Origin of the sequence: Amnibacterium flavum (assembly GCF_003097495.1) — a bacterium.
GTDB lineage: Bacteria > Actinomycetota > Actinomycetes > Actinomycetales > Microbacteriaceae > Naasia > Naasia flava.
In genome coordinates this window covers 1-22793 of record NZ_QEOP01000004.1, presented here as the reverse complement: position 1 = coordinate 22793, position 22793 = coordinate 1, and the positions used below count along the sequence as shown (strand labels likewise).

General features: G+C 66.8%; 26 protein-coding genes and 1 tRNA gene. 12 read left to right on the top strand and 15 right to left on the bottom strand.

Annotated elements, in window-relative coordinates; all coding sequences use genetic code 11:
- Window positions 1-135: 135 nt before the first annotated feature.
- Together DDQ50_RS15290 and DDQ50_RS15285 are read right to left on the bottom strand one after the other, a co-directional pair.
- Window positions 136-1065, bottom strand: a complete 930-nt coding sequence (locus DDQ50_RS15290) for a C40 family peptidase (protein ID WP_133245987.1) — start codon at window positions 1063-1065, stop codon at window positions 136-138.
- 266 nt (window positions 1066-1331) lie between these two features.
- Entirely contained in the window at window positions 1332-2024 is a 693-nt protein-coding gene (locus DDQ50_RS15285; RefSeq protein ID WP_116757673.1) for an iron-dependent transcriptional repressor DtxR, read from the bottom strand.
- Between the two features lie 99 nt (window positions 2025-2123).
- On the opposite strand from DDQ50_RS15285, the gene serC reads away from it, so the two are divergent.
- Both serC and DDQ50_RS15275 read left to right on the top strand, forming a co-directional pair.
- Window positions 2124-3236: a phosphoserine transaminase gene (gene serC, locus DDQ50_RS15280; RefSeq protein WP_116757672.1), complete on the top strand. Its 1113-nt coding sequence runs from the start codon at window positions 2124-2126 to the stop codon at window positions 3234-3236.
- Between the two features lies 1 nt (window position 3237).
- Window positions 3238-3465 (top strand): DUF2530 domain-containing protein, encoded by a 228-nt coding sequence (locus DDQ50_RS15275; RefSeq protein ID WP_116757671.1) that lies wholly within the window; start codon window positions 3238-3240, stop codon window positions 3463-3465.
- Window positions 3466-3761: 296 nt separating this feature from the next.
- Here the strand turns inward: DDQ50_RS15275 and DDQ50_RS15270 are convergent, their stop codons facing one another.
- Together DDQ50_RS15270 and DDQ50_RS15265 are read right to left on the bottom strand one after the other, a co-directional pair.
- Complete coding sequence (locus tag DDQ50_RS15270; RefSeq protein ID WP_116757670.1) at window positions 3762-4328, bottom strand: DUF3027 domain-containing protein; 567 nt, start codon at window positions 4326-4328, stop codon at window positions 3762-3764.
- Window positions 4321-4704 (bottom strand): cold-shock protein, encoded by a 384-nt coding sequence (locus DDQ50_RS15265; RefSeq protein ID WP_116757669.1) that lies wholly within the window; start codon window positions 4702-4704, stop codon window positions 4321-4323. Before DDQ50_RS15265 ends, DDQ50_RS15270 begins: the two co-directional genes overlap by 8 nt.
- Before the next feature lie 107 nt (window positions 4705-4811).
- Here DDQ50_RS15265 and DDQ50_RS15260 point away from each other — a divergent pair, with 107 nt between their 5' ends.
- From DDQ50_RS15260 to DDQ50_RS15245, 4 genes are all read left to right on the top strand, one after another.
- Window positions 4812-5060 (top strand): hypothetical protein, encoded by a 249-nt coding sequence (locus DDQ50_RS15260; protein WP_116757668.1) that lies wholly within the window; start codon window positions 4812-4814, stop codon window positions 5058-5060.
- Between the two features lie 89 nt (window positions 5061-5149).
- Window positions 5150-5842 (top strand): response regulator transcription factor, encoded by a 693-nt coding sequence (locus tag DDQ50_RS15255; RefSeq protein ID WP_116757667.1) that lies wholly within the window; start codon window positions 5150-5152, stop codon window positions 5840-5842.
- Window positions 5843-5894: 52 nt separating this feature from the next.
- Window positions 5895-7661 carry a sensor histidine kinase gene (locus tag DDQ50_RS15250; protein ID WP_116757666.1) on the top strand — a complete coding sequence of 589 codons (1767 nt, stop codon included), beginning with the start codon at window positions 5895-5897 and terminating at the stop codon, window positions 7659-7661.
- A 66-nt stretch (window positions 7662-7727) separates the two neighbouring features.
- On the top strand, window positions 7728-8021 hold the full coding sequence (locus tag DDQ50_RS15245) for a WXG100 family type VII secretion target (RefSeq protein WP_116757665.1): 294 nt from the start codon (window positions 7728-7730) through the stop codon (window positions 8019-8021).
- Window positions 8022-8191: 170 nt separating this feature from the next.
- Here the strand turns inward: DDQ50_RS15245 and groL are convergent, their stop codons facing one another.
- The 5 genes from groL to DDQ50_RS15220 all read right to left on the bottom strand — a co-directional run bounded on the left by groL (window position 8192) and on the right by DDQ50_RS15220 (window position 12543).
- Window positions 8192-9823, bottom strand: a complete 1632-nt coding sequence (groL, locus tag DDQ50_RS15240; RefSeq protein ID WP_116757664.1) for a chaperonin GroEL — start codon at window positions 9821-9823, stop codon at window positions 8192-8194.
- Between the two features lie 121 nt (window positions 9824-9944).
- On the bottom strand, window positions 9945-11003 hold the full coding sequence (locus tag DDQ50_RS15235) for a DUF3048 domain-containing protein (RefSeq protein ID WP_165829854.1): 1059 nt from the start codon (window positions 11001-11003) through the stop codon (window positions 9945-9947).
- 68 nt (window positions 11004-11071) lie between these two features.
- A complete protein-coding gene (locus tag DDQ50_RS15230; protein WP_116757662.1) occupies window positions 11072-11275 on the bottom strand; it encodes a cold-shock protein in 204 nt (67 codons plus the stop codon).
- Window positions 11276-11563: 288 nt separating this feature from the next.
- Window positions 11564-12115 carry a LytR C-terminal domain-containing protein gene (locus DDQ50_RS15225; RefSeq protein ID WP_116757661.1) on the bottom strand — a complete coding sequence of 184 codons (552 nt, stop codon included), beginning with the start codon at window positions 12113-12115 and terminating at the stop codon, window positions 11564-11566.
- Window positions 12116-12153: 38 nt separating this feature from the next.
- Window positions 12154-12543: a DUF3263 domain-containing protein gene (locus DDQ50_RS15220; protein ID WP_116757660.1), complete on the bottom strand. Its 390-nt coding sequence runs from the start codon at window positions 12541-12543 to the stop codon at window positions 12154-12156.
- Between the two features lie 148 nt (window positions 12544-12691).
- Here DDQ50_RS15220 and msrB point away from each other — a divergent pair, with 148 nt between their 5' ends.
- Window positions 12692-13093, top strand: a complete 402-nt coding sequence (msrB, locus tag DDQ50_RS15215) for a peptide-methionine (R)-S-oxide reductase MsrB (protein WP_116757659.1) — start codon at window positions 12692-12694, stop codon at window positions 13091-13093.
- A 17-nt stretch (window positions 13094-13110) separates the two neighbouring features.
- Entirely contained in the window at window positions 13111-13632 is a 522-nt protein-coding gene (locus DDQ50_RS15210; RefSeq protein ID WP_116757658.1) for a nitroreductase family protein, read from the top strand.
- A gap of 58 nt (window positions 13633-13690) precedes the next feature.
- On the opposite strand, the gene DDQ50_RS15205 is transcribed toward DDQ50_RS15210, so the two are convergent.
- The 4 genes from DDQ50_RS15205 to DDQ50_RS15190 form a co-directional block, all read right to left on the bottom strand.
- Entirely contained in the window at window positions 13691-14479 is a 789-nt protein-coding gene (locus tag DDQ50_RS15205; RefSeq protein ID WP_116757657.1) for a carbohydrate ABC transporter permease, read from the bottom strand.
- Window positions 14479-15420 carry a carbohydrate ABC transporter permease gene (locus tag DDQ50_RS15200; RefSeq protein ID WP_116757656.1) on the bottom strand — a complete coding sequence of 314 codons (942 nt, stop codon included), beginning with the start codon at window positions 15418-15420 and terminating at the stop codon, window positions 14479-14481. The genes DDQ50_RS15205 and DDQ50_RS15200 overlap by 1 nt, the downstream gene beginning before the upstream one ends.
- 65 nt (window positions 15421-15485) lie before the next feature.
- The gene (locus DDQ50_RS15195; protein WP_116757655.1) at window positions 15486-16865 is read right to left on the bottom strand and encodes an ABC transporter substrate-binding protein; all 1380 of its coding nucleotides are present in this window, start codon (window positions 16863-16865) and stop codon (window positions 15486-15488) included.
- A gap of 138 nt (window positions 16866-17003) precedes the next feature.
- Complete coding sequence (locus DDQ50_RS15190) at window positions 17004-17399, bottom strand: tautomerase family protein (protein ID WP_116757654.1); 396 nt, start codon at window positions 17397-17399, stop codon at window positions 17004-17006.
- A gap of 263 nt (window positions 17400-17662) precedes the next feature.
- Here DDQ50_RS15190 and DDQ50_RS15185 point away from each other — a divergent pair, with 263 nt between their 5' ends.
- From DDQ50_RS15185 to DDQ50_RS15170, 4 genes are all read left to right on the top strand, one after another.
- Window positions 17663-18022, top strand: a complete 360-nt coding sequence (locus tag DDQ50_RS15185) for a hypothetical protein (RefSeq protein WP_116757653.1) — start codon at window positions 17663-17665, stop codon at window positions 18020-18022.
- Between the two features lie 97 nt (window positions 18023-18119).
- Window positions 18120-19160 (top strand): NAD-dependent epimerase/dehydratase family protein, encoded by a 1041-nt coding sequence (locus DDQ50_RS15180; protein WP_116757652.1) that lies wholly within the window; start codon window positions 18120-18122, stop codon window positions 19158-19160.
- 239 nt (window positions 19161-19399) lie between these two features.
- Window positions 19400-20095, top strand: coding sequence for an ABC transporter ATP-binding protein (locus DDQ50_RS15175; protein ID WP_116757651.1), 696 nt, complete (start codon window positions 19400-19402; stop codon window positions 20093-20095).
- Complete coding sequence (locus DDQ50_RS15170; protein ID WP_116757650.1) at window positions 20092-21390, top strand: ABC transporter permease; 1299 nt, start codon at window positions 20092-20094, stop codon at window positions 21388-21390. The genes DDQ50_RS15175 and DDQ50_RS15170 overlap by 4 nt, the downstream gene beginning before the upstream one ends.
- An 80-nt stretch (window positions 21391-21470) precedes the next feature.
- On the opposite strand, the gene DDQ50_RS15165 is transcribed toward DDQ50_RS15170, so the two are convergent.
- Window positions 21471-21546 (bottom strand) — tRNA-Thr (locus DDQ50_RS15165).
- A gap of 37 nt (window positions 21547-21583) precedes the next feature.
- Complete coding sequence (locus DDQ50_RS15160) at window positions 21584-22498, bottom strand: DsbA family protein (protein ID WP_165829852.1); 915 nt, start codon at window positions 22496-22498, stop codon at window positions 21584-21586.
- Window positions 22499-22793 lie beyond the last annotated feature (295 nt).

Below are 22793 nucleotides of genomic sequence, written 5' to 3'. Positions count from 1 at the left end.
CGCTCTCTGGCGTCGGTGAGGCAACCATAGTGCAGAAGAGCGGCTGCACCGCCCCCGAAACGAGAGAGCGGGCGCTCACGTAACCTGACGTTCACGTGGCGCCCGCGCTCTGCGGTCGACCTGATCAGCGAGGGATCAGATGCCGAGTCGTACGTAGTAGACGCTGTCCCAGATGGGCTGCACCCGCACCGATGCGCCCTCATAAGGAGCGTGGAGCACGTTGCCGTTGCCCGCGTAGATGCCGTCGTGGCCTTCGCCGCTGAAGATGACGAGGTCGCCGGGGACTGCGTCTTCAGGAGAGATGATCGTGCCGGATGCGGCCTGGCTGCGCACCGAGTGGGCGAGCGAGATGCCGAACTGGGCGTAGACGAACATCACGAAGCCGGAGCAGTCGAAGCCGGACGGGTCAGCGCCACCGTAACGGTAGGGGACACCCTGGTACTGGAGTCCGACCTCGTAGACCTGCTGGAGGCTGAAGTTGGGGTACGGAGGGTTGGCGAGGTAGTCGGCTGCGCTGGGGCCGGAGTACGACGCGTACGTCGCCGCGGCGGCGGCACGCGCCTCCTCGGCAGCCTTGGCCGCCTTGGCGGCCTCGAGCTCCTCGACGGTGGTGGCGTCGTAGTTGTCGCGGGCGACAGCGGTCTCCGTCGCGTCAGCACTGACGTCGACGGTCTGGGCCTCTTCGAACTTGAGGGTCTGCAGGTCGGAGCGAGCGAACTCGGGGCTCGCGTTCGCGGCCGGGTCGAACGCGTACGACGGGATGGCCAGCGTGGCGACGAGGCCAACGGCGAGAGTCATGACGACGACGCTCAGAACGTTGCGTCCGCGGTTGCGACGCGGCGCGACGGGAGCGGAACCGCGAGGAGCGGTCGCACCCCGCGAAGCGAGGGCACGGGGCGCATCCGCGTTCAGGCGAGCCGCGGTGAGACGAGCGGCGATGCCCGCCTTCATGCCGAGACCGACGCGCGACGGGCGTCGGGAAGTCTGTTCCGCAGGGGTGGACGCGGATCCGGGTGTCGGGTTCGACCGGTCGCGAGACCTGTCGTTGTCACTCGTAAGGGCCAAGAGAATCCTCCTGCGCTTCGTCCCCGGTCTTCGGTTCAGGGCCCCGTCCTGCGCGTGTTGAGACGTGAAGAGACCGCGAGACGGGGTGAGAAGCGTCACGGTTTCCGACTCAGGCGACCGGCCTTTCTGGGCGCAAGAGCATGCCAAGGGTATGGCACAGACGGACGCATGTCACATTTCGACTCGCCGGAGGCAACGAAACGATAACTTTTGCGCGCCTGTTGAGGGGACGGGAGGTGTCGTCCCGCCGCGGAATGACGCGGGTTTCAGCCGGCGGCGACGAATACGTGGATCGCCACTTCGACGGGCAGTTCGATGCCGTCCCCGTGGCCGTCGACACGCAGCGAGACGTATTGACCGGCGTCGTCGACGACAGCGGTCGAGCCGGGCACGATGCCGGCTTCCTTGAGCTGCTTGAGCAGCTCGGGATCGAACTGCACGGGCTCGCCGAGGCGGCGGATGACGACCTCGCCCGAGCCGCCCCCGCGGACGAACCCGACGAGGTTGGTGACTCCTTCGAGGAATGCCACGGACGGCGATGTTCCGATGTCGTCGAGGCTGGGGATCGGGTTGCCGTAGGGCGACTCGGTGGGATTGCCGAGCATGTCGATGAGCTTGCGTTCGACCTGCTCGCTCATGACGTGCTCCCACCGGCAGGCCTCGTCGTGGACGAACTCCCAGTCGAGACCGATCACGTCGCTGAGCAGCCGCTCGGCGAGGCGGTGCTTGCGCATCACGTGGGTCGCCTTGAGGCGGCCGACCGACGTCAGTTCGAGGTGGCGGTCGCCCGAGACGACGACGAGTCCGTCGCGTTCCATGCGGGCGACGGTCTGCGAGACGGTGGGGCCGGAGTGACCGAGTCGCTCCGAGATTCGCGCGCGAAGGGGGACGATGTCCTCCTCCTCGAGATCGAGGATGGTGCGCAGGTACATCTCCGTGGTGTCGACGAGATCAGTCACTTACCCCTCCACATCGGCCTGCGGTGCCTCCAGAAGTCTAGCCGCCGCATCAGACTCGGCCGACCGCGCGCCTCCTCCCCTCCCTAAACTGGGTGGATCATGACCGACGTCACCATTCCCGCCGACCTCCTTCCCGCCGACGGCCGGTTCGGCTGCGGCCCATCGAAAGTCCGGCCCGAGCAGATCGCCGCGCTTCAGGCGGCCGGCTCCTCCCTGTTCGGCACGTCCCACCGTCAGAAGCCGGTCAAGAACCTGGTCGGCAGTGTCCGCCGCCAGCTGAGCGACCTCTTCTCCCTCCCGGACGGGTACGAGGTCATCCTCGGCAACGGCGGCTCGACCGCGTTCTGGGACGCCGCCGCGTTCTCCCTCATCGCGGAGCGCAGCTCCCACCTCTCCTTCGGCGAGTTCGGCGCCAAGTTCGTGAAGGCCGCGGGGGCGCCGTTCCTCGCGAAGCCGCTGTCCGTCGTCTCGGATCCCGGCACACTCGGTCGCCTCGACCCCACCCAGGGCGTCGACGTGTACGCCTGGCCGCACAACGAGACCTCGACGGGCGTGCAGGCTCCGGTCCAGCGGGTCTACGGCGACACGGGGGCTCTTACGGTGATCGACGCGACGAGCGCGGCCGGCGGCATCAACGTCGACCCGAGCCAGTTCGACGTCTACTACTTCGCGCCACAGAAGAACTTCGCCTCCGACGGCGGCCTGTGGTTCGCGCTGCTCTCGCCCGCCGCGATCGAGCGCATCGACCGGGTCGCCGCATCGGGTCGCTACATCCCCGAGTTCCTCAGCATCAAGGCGGCCCTCGACAACTCGCGGCTCGAGCAGACGCTCAACACCCCCGCGATCGGCACCCTCGTCATGCTCGAGAACCAGCTCGAGTGGATGCTCGCCGAGGGCGGACTCGCCTGGGCCGACTCCCGCACCCGCGAATCGTCGGGCGTGCTCTACGAGTGGGCGGAACGGACGTCGGTCGCGACCCCGTTCGTCGCCGACCCTTCGCACCGCTCGCAGGTGGTCGTCACCATCGACTTCGACGACAGCGTCGACGCGGCCGCGGTCGCTGCGACGTTGCGCGCCAACGGGATCGTCGACACGGAGCCGTACCGCAAGCTCGGCCGCAACCAGCTCCGCGTCGCGACGTTCGTGGCCATCGAGCCCGACGATGTGCGCGCGCTCACCCGCAGCCTCGACTACGTGCTCGAGCGGCTCTGAGGTGCGGCTCTACCTGAAGCACTCCGAGCGTCGCGCCGAGCCCGCTCCCGTCGAGACCGATGATCGCCGCGCGATCCTGACCGGCGTCGTCATCTGGGGTGCTGCTCTGATCGTCGCTGTGCTCGTGCCGAGCGTCATGGGGCAGTGGTCGAGCGCCCTGTGGACCTGCATCGCCGGCTTCGCGCTCGGCCTGGCGGGCCTGGTGTACACCCAGTTCCGCCGGCGCTGAACCTCGCCCTTCATTTCGACGGGCTCAATGAGCGGGCGAGCCCGCGCCCTTCGTTTCGCTTCGCTCAACGGGCGTGCGGACCCGCGGCGGACCGAGACCTCGCCCTTCGTTTCGGCGGGCTCAATGAGCGGGCGGGCCTGCGCCCTTCGTTTCGCTTCGCTCAACGGGCGGGCGGATGCCGGAGGTCGAGTAGCCGCACCGCGGCGTACCGAGACCTCGCCCTTCATTTCGACGGGCTCAATGGGCGGGCGGGTGCCGCTCGTTGAGCTCGTCGAAACGAAGGCGCGAAGGGGACCTCAGCGCTCGTCCGAAGCCGGTTCCGTGATGTCGGTGCCGTACTCGTCGTCGTCGGAGTCGAGGTCGATCTCCTCATCGGCTGCCTCGTCGGGGTCGACGGCTTCGAAGTCGACTCCGTCGATGTCGGAGTCGGGGCGCACGAGCTCATCGGGCTCGTCGTCGTCGTCGAGATCCTCTTCGTCGTCATCATCGTCGTCCAGGTCGTCGTCGCCGAACTCGGCGACCTCGTCCTCGGACTCCTCTTCGTTCTCACCCTGCGCGGCGCGGTAATCGGCAAGCCGATCCGCCCACGGCACCCAATCGGGTGCGAGCAGCGCGCCCTCGCCGGGCAGCAGCTCCGCCTCGAGCACCGACGGGGACTCGACGCCGTCGATGACGGACACCGCGACATTCCAGCGCCAGTTCGGGTAGCCGGGCATCGTCGACGCGAACAGCACGTTCACGACGCCCTCCGTCTCGTCGTCGAGGCCGACGACGGGGCCGACGGTCTCGGCGTCGGTGATCTCGAAGAGCGCGACGCGCGCCCGATCGATCAGACCGCGGTCCGCGTCCTGCGGCTCACGCATCCATCTCGTCCGCAACGCGGCGCAGCATGGCCGCAATCTTCTTCGCGTTGGGCCCATCGGGGTAACGGCCGCGCTTGAGTGCGGTACCGACGCCGTCGAGGAGCTTGACGAGGTCCTCGACAATGATCGCCATGTCGTCGGCAGGCTTGCGGGCCGCCTTGCTGAGGCTCGGCGGAGCCTGCAGGATCCGCGCACTGAGCGCCTGGAGCCCCCGCTTGCCGTCGGCCACGCCGAACTCGAGCTTGGTCCCGGGCTTGACCGACGTCACTCCCGAGGGCAGGGCCGACACATGGAGGAAGACTTCGCTGCCGTCATCGCCGCTGATGAACCCGAAACCCTTCTCCTCGTCGAAGAACTTCACTTTGCCGGTGGGCATATCCCCTGCCTAACTTCCTGTATCTCGCATCGACACCACACGGTGGACGCGGCCCCAATTGTAGACGGGCTGCGGCGTCGACGACTTCGGCCGATACTCTCTTATCCATGTCGGCCCCTCAGCAGAACAATGAGACTTCCCGAGCGCAGCGGGTGCTGACCTTCATGTCGGTGGCGATCTTCGGTCTCTGCGCCCTGTCGTTCATCGCGCTGATCGCGGCGCCCGCACTCGGAGTGACGGATCTGACCGTCGCACCGTGGCCGACCATCCTGGTCTTCCCGGTGATCGGACTGCCCGTCTGCATCGTGCTCATCATCGCGGTGCTGATCATCAACATTCGCCGCCGCTCGCGCTGAGGTCCGTTCTTCGCATTCGACGAGCGGGGACTCCGGCCCCACTCGTTCCGCTCTCAGACTGTACTCAGGATACGTGCAGATAATGAGGCATGGCCGATGGACCCCGCATCCTCATAGTTGACGACGAGCCCAACATCCGCGATCTGCTCACGACGAGTCTCCGGTTCGCCGGATTCGCCGTCCGTGCAGTGGGCAACGGTGCCGGCGCTATCTCCGCAGTGCTCGAGGAGGAGCCCGACCTCATAATCCTCGACGTGATGCTGCCCGACATGAACGGGTTCGGCGTCACCAAGCGTCTCCGCTCATCGGGCTACACCTCGCCGATCCTCTTCCTCACCGCGAAGGACGACACCGAGGACAAGATCACCGGCCTCACCGTCGGCGGCGATGACTACGTCACGAAGCCGTTCAGCCTCGACGAGATCGTCGCGCGCATCAAGGCGATCCTCCGCCGCACCATGCATGCGGAAGAGGATGCCATCATCCGCGCCGGCGAGCTCACTATGGACCAGGACACCCATGAGGTGACCATCGGCTCCGAGTCCGTCGAGCTGAGCCCCACCGAGTTCAAGCTGCTGCGCTACCTCATGCTCAACCCGAACCGGGTGCTGTCGAAGGCGCAGATCCTCGATCACGTGTGGGAGTACGACTTCAACGGCGATGCAGGCATCGTCGAGTCGTACATCTCATACCTGCGTCGCAAGCTCGATCAGTACTCGACCGAGCCGATGATCCAGACGAAGCGCGGGTTCGGGTACATGCTCAAGGCGAGCAAGGGCTGATCTCCCCGCCGTTCACGGCAGGCATCCAACCCCCGACATCTACAATTCCACCGTGCACGAATCGGTCATGAGGTGGTGGAACGGCATCTCGCTGCGCACCAAGATCACCGGCGTGACCGTTCTCCTCCTGACCTTCGGGCTGGTGATCTCGGGCTTCGGCACCCTGACCGTGATGCGCGGGTTCCTCTTCGACGAACTCGACAACCAGGTCGTGACCGCCGCGGGTCAGGCCGAGAAGCAGATGTCGAATCTCGAGGACGAGGACGACTTCCCGGCCTACTGGAGCAGCGGACTCAGCAGCTACTACCTGGCGATCGTCGACTCGGGCGGCGGCCTGTACAGCTCGAACGCGGAGCAGATCGGCACGACGGCGCCGCCTGACACCTCCTCGGTCACCGAAGAGCGCACGCTCGACGCCGACGGATCCCCGTTCACGCTCGACAGCGAGGACCGCAGCAGTCAGTGGCGCGTGGTCTCGATCAGCCTCCCCGAGGGGTCCGCGACCTACTCCTTGGTGGTGGGGCTCCCCCTCGACAGCACGAACAAGGCGATCGCGCGCATGTTCACGCTGTTCCTTCTCTTCGGCATCGTCGTCGTGGCTCTGGGCGCTCTCATCACCCGTCTCCTCGTGACCGGTGCATTCTGGCCGCTGCGGCAGGTCGAGAAGACGGCGGCGGCGATCGCCGAAGGCGACTTCAGCCAGCGCCTCGAAGGGGCGACACCGAACACCGAGGTCGGCCGGCTCAACCGATCCCTCAACACGATGCTCAACCGCATCGACAAGGCCCTGTCCGACCGCGCGCGCACGATCGAGCAGATGCGCCGCTTCGTCGGTGATGCCAGCCACGAGCTGCGCACGCCCCTCGTGTCCGTGCGCGGATACGCGGAGCTGTACCGGATGGGCGCCCTCCAGACACCTGAAGAGGTCGGGCAGGCGATGGAGCGCATCGAGAAGGAGGCGGTCCGCATGGGCGGGCTCGTCGCCGATCTGCTCGAGCTCGCGCGACTCGACGAGACCAAGCCGCTCCAGCTGATGGAGGTGGACCTGCTCCCCCTCGCGAAGGACGCGGCCCTCGACGCGATGGCGTCGTCACCGGGACGGGTCGTCAGCGTCGTCACCGACAGCGACCTCGATGCCGAATCGCTCTTCGACGACGAGGATCTCGCCCTGGCCTTCGGCGAGGCCGACTACGCGTCGAGTCCGGCTGACCGGACTCCGTCGGTCGAGGGCGATGAGCGGGCCTCCAGCACACTCCCCCGAACCAATCTCCGGCGTCAGATCCGCAACGCGACCGTCACCGGTCCGATCGCCTTCAGCCGAACACAACTCGCCCGACTCCGTCGCCGTGCCCGCGAACGCGGCCCTATGGACGTGCTCGTGGTCGCCCCCGAGAACGCATCCCAGAACGCCCGTGCGCACGCGATCGTGATGGGCGAGGAGAACAAGATCCGTCAGGTGCTCACCAACCTGCTCGGCAACGCCACACGCTTCACCCCGGTCGAGACCCCGATCGAGATCGTCGTTCGCGCCAACGCGCAGAAGCGCATCGCGACCCTCGAGGTCGTCGACCACGGCGAGGGCATTCCGCGCCAGGTCCGCGAGAAGATCTTCCAGCGGTTCTGGCGAGCGGATTCGTCGCGCACGCGCGACACCGGCGGCAGCGGACTCGGCCTCGCCATCGTCTCCGCGATCGTCAGCGCACACCGCGGCACGGTCGAGGTCGACGAGACGCCCGGCGGCGGCGCGACCTTCCGTGTGCGTCTCCCCCTGGTCCTCCCCAGCGAACCGGCAGAGGGAACTCTCCCCGACCAGGCCTGACAGGCCCCGGACACGGTCGCCTTCGGCGTACCGTCTCGACCACAACCTCGAGACGGGAGCCACCCCATGCCCAGATTCACCGTAGACAGCGAAGCCGTCCTCGCCGCCCAGGCGTCGACCGCCAGCACCATCGCCCGCATCCAAGCCGACGCCGCAGCCCTGATGAGTCAGCTCACCGGCTTGCAGAGCAGCTGGGGTGGTGAGGCATCTCTCGCGTTCCAGAGCGTGGCAGCCGATTGGAGAGCAACCCAGCAGCGGGTCGAGGAGAGCATCACCGCCATCAATCAGGCGCTCGGTGCCGCCGGCCGCCAGTACCTCGACGTCGAGCAGGCGAACGCGCGACTGTTCGCGGTGCGCTGACCAGAACACCGGGAACGACGAAGGGCCGGTCCCCCGTGGGGAACCGGCCCTTCGTGCTACCTGCGGGACTTCAGGTCCGGAGCGGTACCGAACCTCTACGCTTCGAGACGCGCGGCAAGCGTGCCACGCTCCTCAGCGTTGATCGCTGTGACGCTTACGCGTCAGGGCGATCAGAAGTCCATGCCGCCGGTCGGGTCGCCCATGGGGGCGGCGCCGGCCTTCTCGGGCTTGTCGGCCACGACGACCTCGGTCGTGAGGAACAGACCGGCGATCGAGGCCGCGTTGACGAGCGCGGAGCGCGTCACCTTGGCCGGGTCGATGATGCCCTGTGCGAAGAGGTCGCCGTACTCGCCGGTCGCGGCGTTGAGGCCGTGTCCGATGGGGAGCGACCGGACCTTCTCGGCGACGACACCGGGCTCGAGACCGGCGTTGAGCGCGATCTGCTTGAGCGGGGCGTCGATGGCGACCTTGACGATGTTTGCACCGGTCGCCTCGTCGCCGACGAGGCCGGTGACGGCCTCGGAGGCGAAGGCGATCGCGCCGGCCTGGATGAGCGCCGAGCCACCGCCTGCGACGATGCCCTCTTCGACAGCGGCCTTCGCGTTGCGCACTGCATCCTCGATGCGGTGCTTGCGCTCCTTCAGCTCGACCTCGGTCGCGGCACCCGCCTTGATGACGGCGACGCCACCGGCGAGCTTCGCGAGGCGCTCCTGGAGCTTCTCACGGTCGTAGTCGCTGTCGGTGTTCTCGATCTCCTGGCGGATCTGAGCCACGCGGCCCGCGATCTGCTCGGCGTCGCCGGCACCGTCGACGATGGTGGTCTCGTCCTTGGTGATGACGACCTTGCGAGCCTGACCGAGCAGGTCGAGCGTCGTGTTCTCGAGCTTGAGGCCGATCTCCTCGGAGATGACCTGTCCACCCGTGAGGATCGCGATGTCCTGCAGCTGAGCCTTGCGACGGTCGCCGAAGCCGGGGGCCTTGACGGCAGCCGACTTGAAGATGCCGCGGACCTTGTTGACGATGAGGGTCGCGAGGGCTTCGCTCTCGACGTCCTCAGCGATGATCAGCAGCTGCTTGCCGGTCTGGATGACCTTGTCGACGATCGGCAGCAGGTCCTTGATGGCCGAGACCTTCGAGTTGACGATCAGGATGTAGGGCTCCTCGAAGACCACTTCCTGACGCTCGGGGTCGGTCACGAAGTACGCCGACAGGTAGCCCTTGTCGAAGCGCATGCCCTCGGTGAGCTCGAGCTCGGTGCCGAAGGTGTTCGACTCCTCGACGGTGACGACGCCTTCCTTGCCCACCTTGTCGATGGCCTCGGCGATGATGGCGCCGATCTCGGGGTCAGCGGCGGAGATCGACGCGGTCGCGGCGATCTGGTCCTTGGTCTCGATCTCCTTGGCGTTGTCGACGAGCGCCTTCGAGACGGCTGCGACAGCCTTCTCGATGCCCTTCTTCAGGCTGATCGGGTCTGCGCCGGCGGCCACGTTGCGGAGGCCCTCACGGACGAGCGCCTGAGCCAGGACGGTTGCGGTGGTGGTGCCGTCGCCCGCGACGTCGTCGGTCTTCTTGGCGACCTCCTTGACGAGCTCGGCGCCGATCTTCTCGTACGGGTCGTCGAGTTCGATCTCCTTGGCGATCGAGACGCCGTCGTTGGTGATGGTGGGGGCTCCCCACTTCTTCTCCAGGACGACATTGCGGCCGCGGGGGCCGAGCGTCACCTTGACCGCGTCGGCCAGTGTGTTGAGACCGCGCTCGAGGCCGCGGCGGGCCTCTTCGTTGAAGGCAATGATCTTAGCCATATGTTTTTGTCGTCCCTCCCGGACGTAACCGACTTGCTATTGGTTGGCACTCAGCTAGAGCGAGTGCTAATCAATCTTGGCAGTCGGCACCCGAGAGTGCAAGGTGAGCGCGGGGCGTCGATTACGGCGTGAGCGTAACGGAACCGGTGTCGGGAATGAGCTCGACCCAGGTGTTGCCGGGGGCCAGCCGGACGACGACTCCGCGGTCGTCGACGAGGCGGATCGGGGCTCCGCGATCGGCCTTCGACCAGGTCGCGTGGATGGTGCCGCCGCCGGTCGAGACCCACGCCTCGCCCGACCCGACCATGACGGTCCTCGGGACGTAGCCGTAGGTCCAGTCGATGCCGACGCGCAGGACCACGAGATTGGTCGCTCCGAGCTGCACACCCGCCGAGTCGTAGTCGGGTGCGCCCTCCTGGTTGCGCAGATACTGGCTGCGGCCGGCGTCCCACTGCCAGTGGGGGTACCGCTCCCCCGAGAAGGTCGAGTCGATGCGGGAGGTGGGCGTGCCCTCCTTGGCCGCCGTCGAGGACGCGACATCGTAGGAGTAGGCGAACTGCTGGGCGGGTGCGGCGAGGTCGGAGTGCTGGCCGATCACCTCGGGCGCCTTCACGACCACGTCGTGCGGCGACTCCTTCTCATCGGTGCGGTAGAAGGTGTCGTCGGTGTCGCTGTTGCCGTGGATCGCGTTGTAGACGACCGTGTCCTCCATCATGTCGACGAAGATCTCCTGGCCGCCCGAGTAGGCGACGATGCCGCCGAACGGGGAGATGATGTCGGGGTCCATGGGACGGATGGATCGAACCGGACCGATGAGGTCGGGCACGTTCGACTGCCAGACGGCCACGTAGCGGGTCAGACCGCCCTCGACGAGCTCCTCGAAGACGATGTCGGCGCGATCCAGACCGTACTGGGGGCGCGCCTCTTCGTGATTGTCGATCTTCGCGGCGATCGATGCGTGGGCCAGCGAGCCGAGCGGGACGGTGGCGCCTCGCAGCGGTGCCAGCTGGGTAGCCGGTGCGGGCTCGAATACGGATGTGTAGGTCGGCGTCGGCTCGGGCACCGGAGCCGCGGCCTGAACACGCGGGATCGCGCATCCGGCGAGGCCGACCACGACGAGCAGTGCGCCGGCTGCGGATGCGCGCCGAAGCGCCCTCGACGCCCCCCGCCCCCTGCTCACGCGGCAAACACTAACGCCGCCCGGACGACGGACGGCGTTAGCGGTGGGCGGGGCGGAGATTCGGTGTGTCAGGCGAGCTTGACCGATTCCGCCTGGGGCCCCTTCGAACCGGTGCCGACCTCGAAGACGACCTGCTGGCCTTCTTCGAGGGACTTGTAGCCCGCCATGTCGATGGCGGAGTAGTGGACGAAGACGTCCTGACTCCCGTCGTCGACCGTGATGAAGCCGTAGCCCTTTTCAGCGTTGAACCATTTGACGGTTCCTCGCGCCATGTGTAACTCCCGTGTGCTGTGCCGACCGGGCGGCCGTGTGGCCAACCCCCGGTCGGTGCACACGGCTGAGGTGCTCCGTCTGCATCGTCCGGTTGCCCCTGTCGACCGCACTGTGGCGAGCTGCGGGGCGGCTGGACGACCGACCGTTCCGCGATAGTAGCGGAGCGCTCAGCCCCGGAAACATGGGGATGACAGCAATTCCGGCCCCCTGCGCCCCATTGATCGGAACATTAAACGAGTCGGAAACATCGGCGACATGTACCAGCGTCCGAACCCTCGCCTCGACGACTACTGAGGAAGCGGGTAGTCGGCCCCCACGACGACGACCAGACGCACCTGATCGGGGACGACGAAGGCGTCCGAGAGAGCGATCGAGCCCACCCCGAGCGACTGGATGATGCCCTTCGCGGCACCCTCCTGGGACGGGTCGCTGTAGTACACGGTGGTCGTCGCCACATCGGAGGCCGAGGCGTTCCCGCGGGTGGCGACCGTCCAGCCCCGGGAGACGAGCAGATCGCCGACCGAGTTCGCCAGCCCGTCGGTGAGCGTGCCGTTGAGGACGACCACGTTGGCAGCGGGGTCGACGGTGGGCTCGATCGTCGGGATCGGTGTCTCGGTCGGGATCGGGGTCGACGCACCGCCGAACGGGTTCTCGAACGAGACGTTGTCGTTGATGATGAACATTCCGACGACGCTGATGGCCACGATCAGGCCCGTCGCGAGCGCCGCCCAGGCGAATGCGATCCAGCCGCGTCCCCGTCGCTTGGGCGCTCGATGCGCACCGACCCGATGCAGATCAGCCGGCGCCTCGTCGAAGCGGTCAGGCGGAAATGTGGGCATGGCTCCTCAGCGGGGTCGAGCGGCAAGCGCACTCGACACTAACGGCCGGATGGTCTGCGGAGCTCTGCACGCGCCGCGCGTCGGGCAACCCTGCTCTCGCGGAGACGCTGCAGCCGCCCGATGAGCATCGGGTCGTGCCGCAGAGCCTCCGGCCGATCGATGAGCGAGTCGACCAGCTGGTAGTAACGGGCGGGAGAGATGGAGAACGATCCGCGGATCGCTTCCTCCTTCGCGCCGGCGTGACGCCACCAGGTGCGCTCGAATGCGAGCACGGCGAGGTCTCGTTCGCTGAGCCCGGACGTATCCGTCCGGTCTGCGTCGGGGCCGGGCGCCGGGTCGTGGCCCGCGTCGGGATGGGCGATCGAATCGTCGTCCGCGTCCGCCCGGTGATCGGGGGCGAGGTCGAAGAGGGGATCCTGCTCGGCCATGTCCACCGCCCTCCGCTCGCCTTCCGAGTCTAGGAACGACAGCGGCACTCGGCGCACCCGACAGACCGGCGGGGCGGGATCCTCAGCTGCGCACTCCGAAGACCCCCAGTCGGCCGCCCCTACAATCGATCCGACCCGAGGAGAAGACGTGACCTACAAGGTTGACAAGACCGACGACCAGTGGCGCTCCGAGCTCAGCCCCACCGAGTTCAAGGTGCTGCGCCAGGCTGCGACCGAGCGCCCGTGGACCGGGGCACTGCTCGACGAGAAGCGCGACGGCGTGTACCGCTGCAAGGCCTGCAATGCCGAGCTGTTCCGCAGCACGACGAAGTTCGACTCCGGCTCCGGCTGGCCGAGCTTCTACGAGCCGGTCAGCGACGACGCGGTCAAGCTCGAGCGCGACAGCACCCTCGGCATGGTGCGCACCGAGGTCCTCTGCGGCGCCTGCGGCTCGCACCTGGGTCACCTGTTCGATGACGCCCCGCAGACCCCCACGGGCGAGCGCTACTGCATGAACTCCATCTCGCTCGAGTTCGAGGAGAAGGACTGATCGCCTCCGACGCGGTGATGCGCGCTGCGCTCGCGCGGCGCTCCCACTCCTCTGTCACGCCCGAGGCGCCGACGCACGAGCAGCTGCTGCCGTTCGTGGCGGCGGCGTCGAGAGTCGCAGATCACTCCTCGTTGCGCCCGTGGCGTCTGATCGAGATCCGCGGGGAGGGCCGCGCGAAGCTCGGCAAGGCTCTCGGCAAGGCCGATGGATCGAAGAAGCCGTCCGATAAGCCCTTCCGTGCCTCTCTCCTCATCGCCGTCGTCGCATCCCGGCAGAAGTCGAAGGTCCCCGAGTGGGAGCAGGACGCCACCGCGGCAGGTGTGGCCCATCTTCTGAGCCTGCTGCTCGATGAAGCCGGTTGGGGCGTGTTCTGGCGCACGGGCGACCTGACGCGCAGCAAACCGGTCCGCAAAGCGCACGGTCTGAAGAAGAACGAGGAGCTGCTCGGCTGGCTCTACGTCGGCGGCATCCACGCCAAGTATCGGGACGCTCGCGGGAAGCGCCCCGTCGACCCGACGAAGTACCTCAGCTCGATCTGATCGGCCGAGCCCCGCGCTGGCGAACCGGCGGCGTCGCATCTGTGCGACTCCACCCTCGTCACTTGAGGGCGCCCGCGGCCAGCCCGCGCTCGAAGAGACGCTGCAGGCTCAGGTAGGCGATGATCACCGGCAGGGCGCTGATGACCGCCGACGCGAGCACCTTCGTCTGATCGTCGCTGAAGCGACCCACGAAGAACTGCGGCAGCAGTGTCAGCGTCTGACTGCTGAGGTCCTGCAGGAAGACCAGCGGCAGCAGGTAGTTGTTCCATGCCGCGATGAAGGTGAGCACGAAGATCGCGGCGACGATCGGGCGGGTCAGCGGCACCACGATGTAACGGAAGCCGGAGAAGGTGCTCGCGCCGTCGAGGCGGGCCGCATCGAACAGCTCGTCCGGGATCCCGTCCACGAAGTTGCGGGCGATGAGCACCGCGAACGGGATCTGCAGCGCCGCGATCGGCAGGATGACGGCCCACGGCGTGTTGAAGAGGCCCAGCGAGCTCGTCGTGGCGAACAGGGGTGTGAGGAGCACGACCTCGGGCAGGGTGAGGGCCAGGATCAGCATCCAGAAGTAGATCTCCTTGCCCCGCACTCGCAGCTTCGAGAAACCGAATGCGGCGAGCATCGAGCAGACGTACACGATGGCGATGGTCGCCGCGGCGACGAGGATGCTGTTGAGGAAGAACTGCGGCAGCTCGGGCACGGCCAGCACGATCGCGTAGTTCTCCCAGCCCTGTCCCGACAGGGAGCCCTGGACCATCACCCAGAGCGGGAAGACGAAGGGGATGACGATCAGGGTCATCACGATCTGCAGGACGATCTTGGCCCTGCGCGTGCGGATCTCGAACATCAGCGCTCCTCGCTGTTCCGGCGGCGACCGAAGATGAACGCCATCACGATGGCCAGGAGGAGCAGCATGATCGAGATCGCCCCCGCGTAGCCGACGTGCGCGAGCGGGATGCTCTCCCGGTAGATGAAGGTGCCCAGGAATTCGGTGGCGAAGTTCGGCCCGCCGAGGGTGACCAGGTACGGGATGTCGAAGGTCTTCAGCGCCCCGATCGCACTGAGCATCGCCAGTGCGATCGTCGTTCCCCGCACCCCCGGCCAGATGATGCTGACGAGGATCCGCCAGTTGCTGGCGCCGTCGATGCGGGCGGCCTCGAGGATCTCGCTGTCGATCTGCCCCATCGCGGCGAAGTAGAGGATGAAGTTGAGGCCGGTCCACTGCCAGATGGTGATCGCCATGAGCACCGGCAGGGCGGTCGACGACTGCGCCAGCCACGGCTGGGCGAGGAAGCCGAGGCCCAGGAACCCGAGGACGTCGTTGAACTGACCACCGGCCGCGTAGATCTGGCGGAACACCGGCGCCATGATGGCCGGCGCGAGCACGACGGGGAGGAAGATCAGCACCCGGTACACGACGGCGAGCCTGATCCGGGAGTGCAGCAGCACCGCGCAGAAGACACCGAGCGCGGTCTGCACCCCGAAGGTGACGAGGAAGAACAGCACTGTGTTGCGCAGTGCGGTCCAGAAGATCGGGTCGGTGAAGAGCAGACCGTAGTTGTCGAGCCCGACCGACTCGGGGTTCGGCGAGGTGCCGTCCCACTTGAGGGTCGAGATGTATCCCGTGTATCCGATCGAGTAGTAGAGCAGCCCCACCGACACGATGAGTGCGGGGAGGATCCACGGGAGTCCGTTGGGGAGCGAGCGGCGGCGGCGCCGGGGGCCGCCGCCACTCGTCTTCCCTGCCTTCGGGGGCGACGCCGCACCTGGCCTCGTTGTCGTAGACATTGCGGTCATGATGCGGTGCGACTCCCTCGGGTATTGCGTGACTGACGGTGGTGGACGCGGCGGCGTCAGCCGAGCCGCTTCATCGTCTCCTGCAGCGTCTTCGCCGCATCCTCCGGCGTGGCCTGGCCGCCTGCGACCGAGGTCGCGGCGACGCCGATCGCCTGCTGCAGATCAGCTGACACGAGGCTCAGACGCGGTTCCTTCACCGTCGCGGTCTCGGCGATCAGAGCCTGCAGGCTCGGACGCTGCACGTCGGGGTTGACGAGCTCGACGTTGTCCCAGTCGGGCTCGACGCCCTTCAGCGACGGGATGGTGTTGAGCGCGTTGGCCACGGCCTGCTGACCCGCGGTCGTCGTCGTCAACCAGGTCGCGAAGGTGGTCGCCGCGGCGGTCGCCTTCGAGCGGCTGTTGACGGCGAGGCCGTAGTCGGGGTCGCCGTAGAGCGACGCGGGGTTGCCGTTGCCCGAGACATCCGGGAACGGGATCGAGATGGCGGTGAACGGGACGGGGCTGCCGACACCGGCAGCGGAGATGGCGGCGGTCATGCCCGCGACCGTCGAGTACTGCATGTACCAGGTGCCCATCATGACCATCGCGGCCTGCTGCGACTGGAAGAGGTTGTTGGCGTCGGGGTACTGCTGGAGACCGAGCGCGCCCGGGACCATGATCTCGTCGTCGAACAGCTTCTTCCAGATCTCGAGAGCCTCGACGAAGACCGGATCGCTCCAATCGGCGTCGCCCTTCGAAGCCTTGGTCCACAGTCCGGGCTCGATGCTGTCGGCGATCGACTGGAGCGTGTCCTGGTCGAAAGCGACCTGGCCCGCGCCCTGAGCGAGGCAGCCGACGCCGTTGGCACGGAAGGTGTCGCAGACCTCGACCCACTCGTCGAGGGTCGTCGGCGGGGTGAGGCTGTACTTGTCGAACAGCTCCTGGTTGATCCAGAGCGTGCCGCCGAAGGTCGATCCGACGGGGAGGCCGGCGAGCTTGCCGTCGCTGGTCGTGAGACCGGTGACGCCGTTCTCGGCGATCTGAGAGGCCCAGTCGTCGCCGAGCGAGTCCTCGAGGACAGGGGTCATGTCGATCGCCGAGCCGCCGAAGGCCGTGATGGATGCGATACCACCACCGGGGGCGACGTCGTAGACATCGGGTCCCGACGACGAGGCGAGTGCCGGACGGAGTGCGGCGTCGTACTGCGAGATGGGGACGAACTTGTAGTTGACCTTGATGTCGGGGTACTCCTCATTGAAGAGGGCGATGTAGTCCTCGCCGACTCCGAGGTCGGGGGTGAACCCCCACCAGTTGACCTCTCCCTCGGTGGCGGATCCCTGCTCGCCGCCGCCCCCTCCACCACCGGCGCAGGCCGACACGGTCAGCATCAAGCCGCCGATGGCTGCTGCGGCGACGACGCGCACGAGACGCGTCCTGCCCACGGAACTAAACGACATTGTTTCCTCCTAGTGAGCCCTGGACGTCACCCTGTCGCCGGAGCACAGGTGCGTCGATGTCCTCTTCGACATCCAGGGGGTATTGCTCTCGAAAATTATCCTCCAATGAGCGCCAGGTCAAACCGACCCGACGATGACTCAGCTTTCGCTGACGCGCGCGAACTCCTCCTCACTCATGCCGGGCAGCCAGTCCTCGTACTGGTTCTCCATGATCGAGATCAGGAGATCCTCGGGACGGATGCCGATCGCGACCAGCTGCTTCGTGATGTTCAGGAACATCTCGCGCTTAGCCGAAGCCGGATAGCGGTGGACCATCAGGACCTGGATGAGCACCAGACTGCGGCGATCGACCGAGTTGTAGGTCGGATCGAACACGAGCTCCCCCACATCCCGCGGGCGGAAGACCTGGAACTTGTCGTCGACCGGGATCCCCATCGGCTCGGTGTCGACGAGGGCCTGATGGATCGCGTCGCTGAGCTGCTGACGCTTCTCCTCGAGCACTGCCCTGTCGATGTCGACCTGGATGAGCGGCATGTGTCCTCCTTTGGACGGGGCGACCCAGAGGGCCGGTGCGGGGTGACTCCGATGACGATCGGACTGTCGGGAGCGAAGCGCGCGCCGGAAGGGCGCCGCTTCGGAGCCATTGCACCACACAACGGGTGCATTTCGCACTATTGATTCTCACACTTGCGCGCCTTTCGGAGACGGCGCTACTGTGCGAGAGATCGTGCAGCAACTCCACCGCTGCTCTGATCCGCCGGGTCCAGAGTGGGGCGCGACGCCGAGACGAACACGGAGTGACGATGCCCCTGGTCCAGATCGATATCGATCGCCGCCTCTACGAGGAGAAGGGCGCGCTCATCTCCCGCGCCGTGCAGGACGCTGAGATCGAGGCGATCGACGTGCCCGTCGACGACGTCTTCCAGGTGTTCCGCCCCTATGACGCCGCGGTCGGCAACGTGCAGGTCTCCGGCGTCGAGAACCCGCTCGTCATCCGCATGACGATGGTCCCCTGGTACACCGTACGAGCCAAGGTGCGGCTCTACAACGCCCTCCTCGACAAGCTGTCGGACCTCGGCATCGACAGGTCGAGCATCCTCGTCGTCGTCAACGAGTTCGGCGTCGAGGACTCGTTCGCCGGCAAGCTCGTCCACTGAATTCGCTCACCTGCGCCGAATCCCGCGAACGCGCCTCTGCGCGCTCCCCCACCGCGCCACATCGACATCCCGTCAACCCATCGATCCGAGGAAAATCATGAGCACCAACCCCGCACCGCTGAAGGTGCTGTACATCGGCGGAACCGGAATCATCAGCTCCGCCTGCGTGCGCCGATCCGCTGCTGAAGGCATGAACGTCTACGCCCTCAACCGCGGCATCAATGCCAAGGGACGGGTGGTCCCCGAGGGTGTGCACTCGCTCGTCGCCGACGTCACCGACGACGACGCCCTGCTGTCGGCGATCGAAGGCCTCCACTTCGACGCGGTCGTCAACTTCCTGTCGTTCGACGAGGCCGATTCGGCCCGCTTCACCCGCATCTTCACCGGACGGACCAACCAGTACGTGCACATCAGCTCGGCCTCGGTGTATCGGCGACCGATCCTGCAGGTGCCGGTCGTGGAGTCCACGCTGCTCGAGAACAAGTTCGTCGCCTACTCGCGCGACAAGATCGACACCGAGAACGTCCTCCTCGCCGCCTACCGCGAGGAGGGATTCCCCGTCACGATCGTGCGACCGTCCCACACCTATGACGAGGCGCACCCTCCGCTGCCCGGCGACTGGACGGTCTTCGACCGCATCGAGCGCGGCGCCGAGATCGTGGTGCCCGGCGACGGGACCTCGCTGTGGACCGTCACGCACGCCGACGACCTCGCTCAGGGGCTCGTCGGACTGCTCGGCAACCCGAAGGCCATCGGCGAGGCGTTCCACATCACGTCGAACGACGTCTACACCTGGGACACCATCTACACGATGATCGCCGAGGCTCTCGGCGTCGAGGCGAAGCTCATCCACGTCCCGTCGGAGTTCTTCACGGTCGCCGCCCCTGATTGGTTCTGGTCGGAGCTGATCGTGGGCGACCTGTCGCACAGCGCCCTGTTCGACAACTCGAAGATCCGCTCGCTGGTCCCGGGCTTCTTCCCGACCCGCACCTTCCACCGATCGGTGATCGGCATGGTCGAGTGGCGTCGCGAGCACCCCGTCGAAGCGGCCGGCGACCCGGCGGTCGAAGGATTCATCGATCGCCTCGCCGAGGGATACCACCGGTCCCGCGAGGTCTTCGCCTCACTCGCACCCTGATCCGCTCCTGCCGGTGCACCGCGGGCGGCCACCACGGCGGTCGGCGGCTGGAGCGACCAGAACGGCCCGAGCTCGCCACGAGCTCGGGCCGTTCCTCATCGTGCGTGAGATCCGCGCGGCCCGGAGGTGTACTTCTCACGGCGTATGCGGGATACCCCCAGTGGGATGATGTGCGGCCTGATCCTCCGCGGCAGTGTGGACGAAGCGGTCCGAGCGTCGGCCCGCCTGCGAGGAGCCACATGAAAGCCCCGATCATCTCGGTCACGGACGTACGCAAGTCCTACGGCCGAGGCGCGAACAGATTCGACGCCCTCCGGGGCGTGACCCTCGAGATCTTCGAGGGAGAGAGCGTGGCCATCGTCGGCAAGAGCGGGTCGGGGAAATCGACCCTCATGCATGTTCTAGCGCTGCTCGATCAGCCCACGAGCGGCTCGATCGAACTCGAAGGAGTCGACACGACGACCCTGCGCGGCAGAGCGCTGAATCGGACTCGCAACAAGACCTTCGGTTTCGTGTTCCAGCAGTTCTTCCTCACCGCGGGCTCGTCCGTGCTCGACAACGTGGTGCTGCCGATGAAGATCGCGGGAGTGGGCCGCGCCGAGCGCAAACGGCGCGGAATGGCGGCGCTCAGCCAGCTCGAGCTCGCCGACAAGGCACGGAACAAGGCCGTCGACCTCTCCGGGGGTCAGAAGCAGCGCTCCGTCATCGCGAGGGCTCTGGTCAACGATCCGCGGATCATCTTCGCGGACGAGCCGACGGGGAATCTCGACACCAGCACCGGAGGCGTCGTCGAGGACATCCTGTTCGAGCTGAATCGCGAGAAGGGCATCACCCTGATCATCGTCACCCACGACGAGGACCTCGCCGCGAGGTGCGACCGCCGGATCCAGATCCGCGACGGTCTGATCATCGACGATGAGGCGGTCGCCGCGTGAGAACCACCGACCTCATCGCGTCGGCCGTCTCCAGCACGTTCCGCTCGAAGACGCGCACCATCCTGACGATCCTCGCGATCTTCGTCGGAGCGTTCACTCTGACGATCACGAACGGTCTCGGCACCGGTATCAACCGGTACATCGACGACACCGTCACCTCGATCGGCGCCGAGGACGTCATGACGGTGACCAAGACCGCGGATGCGACGAACGGGATCGCGGACACCGGCCCTGCCGAATACAACCCCGACTCCATCGCGAGCGGTCAACCCGGCCCTCCCGGCGCGTCGGTCATCGCGCTGACGCCGGACGACATCGACACCCTCGGGGGGATCGACGGGGTGCTCGCCGTGGATCCGACCAAGTCGGTCTCGGCCGACTACATCGAATACGCCGATGGAACTCGATACGTCCTCTCGATCGGCAGTCTCATCCCCGGGCAGACGGTGCAGCTGGCCGCGGGCGCCGAGCCCGACGGCGACTCCCCCGAACTGCAGGTCGTGCTGCCCGTCTCGTACATCGAACCTCTCGGCTTCGATGGCGATGACGAGGCGGTCGGCAAGACCGTCACGATCGCCGTTACCGACGCCGAGCGCACCCAGCATCTGGTCGAGGCGACGATCGTCGGTGTCGCCGAGCCCACGCTCGCCGGCGCGTCGAGCGTCATCCCGAACGCCGCGCTCACCGATGCGCTCTTCAGCGCTCAGAACACCGGGGTGCCGACGGACGAGCAACAGCGGTACGCGTCGGCGAGCGTGACGTTCGCGGACGGTGCCACCGATGAGGCGGTCACCGGCCTCAAGGATCGCCTCGCCGACGCGGGATACACGGGCACGACCGTGGCCGACCAGCTCGGTTCCTTCAAGACGGTCATCGATGCGATCGTGCTCGTGCTCAACGCGTTCGCCGTGATCGCCCTGCTGGCCGCGAGCTTCGGGATCGTCAACACTCTCTTCATGTCGGTGCAGGAGCGCACACGGGAGATCGGCCTGATGAAGGCGATGGGCATGGGAAGCGGACGGGTCTTCTCCCTCTTCAGTCTTGAGGCCGTGTTCATCGGCTTCCTCGGCAGCGCCATCGGGGCCGGGATCGCCATCCTCGCGGGGACGGCCCTCAGCGCGGCGCTGTCCGGTGCGCTGCTCGCCAACCTGCCCGGGCTGACACTGATCGCCTTCGATCCGCTCTCGATCGTCTGGATCATCGTGCTCGTCATGGGAATCGCGTTTGTCGCGGGAACCCTGCCGGCCGCCAGGGCAGCCCGCGCCGACCCCGTCGAGTCGCTCCGCTACGAGTAGCCGCAGATGTTGAGCGCGCGCCGATACAGGACTCTACGACGGGAGCGATCCGCCTCGAAACCCGTAGCGGGTGCATGTTCTGGGGCCGACTACGGGACTTGAACCCGTAACCCCCTAATTACAAGTTAGGTGCGCTACCAATTGCGCCAAGTCGGCATACGGCCGGGGCCGCTGTCTCATTCTAGAGAACGAGCTACTGAGTCGCTGCGGGCGACGGCGTGGGGGTCGGCGTCGAGGAGGCCTCGGGCGTCGACGACTGGGCGAGTACGAACGCGGCGAACTCCTCGGGATCGTCGACCGCACCCTTGTATTGGACGCCGTTGACGATGACGGTGGGCGTGCCCTCGACCTTGGGAACATCCGTGCCTGGGAGCGGGCCGGTCAGCGCGCGGGTAGTCGAGTCACTGACCCACTTGGCATAGGTCTGATCCTCGATGCACTTCGCGATCGTGGATGCACCCGTCACACCGGCCTGTTCGGTCAGCGAGATGAGGGTCTCATCGTCGAGGCCGACGGTCTGCTCCTCCGGTTGATTCTCGAAGAGGATCTGGCTGAAGTCGAAGTACTTGTCGGGGGACGTGTTCGCGACGCAGGCGGCGGCGTTCGCCGAGCGGGTCGAGTACTTGGTGCCCATCGACCGGTTGTCGAGGATCGCGATCGGGTGGATGTCGATGGTGGCGCTGCCGTCCTCGACCCAACCGCGGATCTGCTCGTTGTTAGCGGCCTCGAAGGCTCCGCAGACCGGGCAGAAGTAGTCGACCCAGATGCGGATGTCGACGACGTTGGCCGGGTTCGCGCTCGGCTCGGTCGGCTCGGCGCCGGCGGGCAGGGCGGGCGTGGTCTCAGCGACCAGGCCCGTTCCGATCTTGATGCCGTCGCTCGCCATGTTGGCGGGACCGGGTCCGGCGGGGCGGATGTTGGTGGTCAGGATGAGCGCGACCACGACGACGGCCGCGATGACGACCGCTCCGATGCCGCCGATCAGCAGGAAGCGGTTGCGCTTCTCGCGCTTCTGCTGCGCTTCGCGGAGGACGCGGGCCTTCTCGCGTGCGGCTTCGCGGCGCTCGTTCTTCGACGGCTTCGGCGCCCCTGGTGCTCCGGTCGACACAAACGACTCCATCTCGATCTGGTTCTCCGGCAGCGCTCGGGAACGCGACTGCCTCGAGGATTTTACGGTCACCCTGCTGAGAAAGGCTCGCTCCCGCGCCAGCGGGCGGCCGATGCGTATGCATCCGTGTTGCCAGCGTCCAACGAAAGGGTGCGATAATCAGCAGGTTGGCCAGCGTTGGTCAGCACTCGTTTCACTACGGATCGTCCGGCACGTACCTGCCGGTGAAGGAGAAAAGAACCATGGCATCAGTCACGTTCGACCAGGCCACGCGCCTCTACCCGGGCTCCACACG

Bases quoted from the DNA above. Each gene is read 5' to 3' on its own strand.
- DDQ50_RS15245 (WP_116757665.1), top strand. From the start codon at position 7,728: ATGCCCAGATTCACCGTAGACAGCGAAGCCGTCCTCGCCGCCCAGGCG.
- DDQ50_RS15255 (WP_116757667.1), top strand. From the start codon at position 5,150: ATGGCCGATGGACCCCGCATCCTCATAGTTGACGACGAGCCCAACATC.
- DDQ50_RS15190 (WP_116757654.1), bottom strand. From the start codon at position 17,399: ATGCCGCTCATCCAGGTCGACATCGACAGGGCAGTGCTCGAGGAGAAG.
- serC (WP_116757672.1), top strand. From the start codon at position 2,124: ATGACCGACGTCACCATTCCCGCCGACCTCCTTCCCGCCGACGGCCGG.
- DDQ50_RS15260 (WP_116757668.1), top strand. From the start codon at position 4,812: ATGTCGGCCCCTCAGCAGAACAATGAGACTTCCCGAGCGCAGCGGGTG.
- DDQ50_RS15195 (WP_116757655.1), bottom strand. From the start codon at position 16,865: ATGTCGTTTAGTTCCGTGGGCAGGACGCGTCTCGTGCGCGTCGTCGCC.
- DDQ50_RS15225 (WP_116757661.1), bottom strand. From the start codon at position 12,115: ATGCCCACATTTCCGCCTGACCGCTTCGACGAGGCGCCGGCTGATCTG.
- DDQ50_RS15220 (WP_116757660.1), bottom strand. From the start codon at position 12,543: ATGGCCGAGCAGGATCCCCTCTTCGACCTCGCCCCCGATCACCGGGCG.
- DDQ50_RS15200 (WP_116757656.1), bottom strand. From the start codon at position 15,420: ATGTCTACGACAACGAGGCCAGGTGCGGCGTCGCCCCCGAAGGCAGGG.
- DDQ50_RS15270 (WP_116757670.1), bottom strand. From the start codon at position 4,328: ATGCGTGAGCCGCAGGACGCGGACCGCGGTCTGATCGATCGGGCGCGC.
- DDQ50_RS15205 (WP_116757657.1), bottom strand. From the start codon at position 14,479: ATGTTCGAGATCCGCACGCGCAGGGCCAAGATCGTCCTGCAGATCGTG.
- DDQ50_RS15210 (WP_116757658.1), top strand. From the start codon at position 13,111: ATGCGCGCTGCGCTCGCGCGGCGCTCCCACTCCTCTGTCACGCCCGAG.
- DDQ50_RS15180 (WP_116757652.1), top strand. From the start codon at position 18,120: ATGAGCACCAACCCCGCACCGCTGAAGGTGCTGTACATCGGCGGAACC.
- groL (WP_116757664.1), bottom strand. From the start codon at position 9,823: ATGGCTAAGATCATTGCCTTCAACGAAGAGGCCCGCCGCGGCCTCGAG.
- DDQ50_RS15230 (WP_116757662.1), bottom strand. From the start codon at position 11,275: ATGGCGCGAGGAACCGTCAAATGGTTCAACGCTGAAAAGGGCTACGGC.
- DDQ50_RS15265 (WP_116757669.1), bottom strand. From the start codon at position 4,704: ATGCCCACCGGCAAAGTGAAGTTCTTCGACGAGGAGAAGGGTTTCGGG.
- DDQ50_RS15175 (WP_116757651.1), top strand. From the start codon at position 19,400: ATGAAAGCCCCGATCATCTCGGTCACGGACGTACGCAAGTCCTACGGC.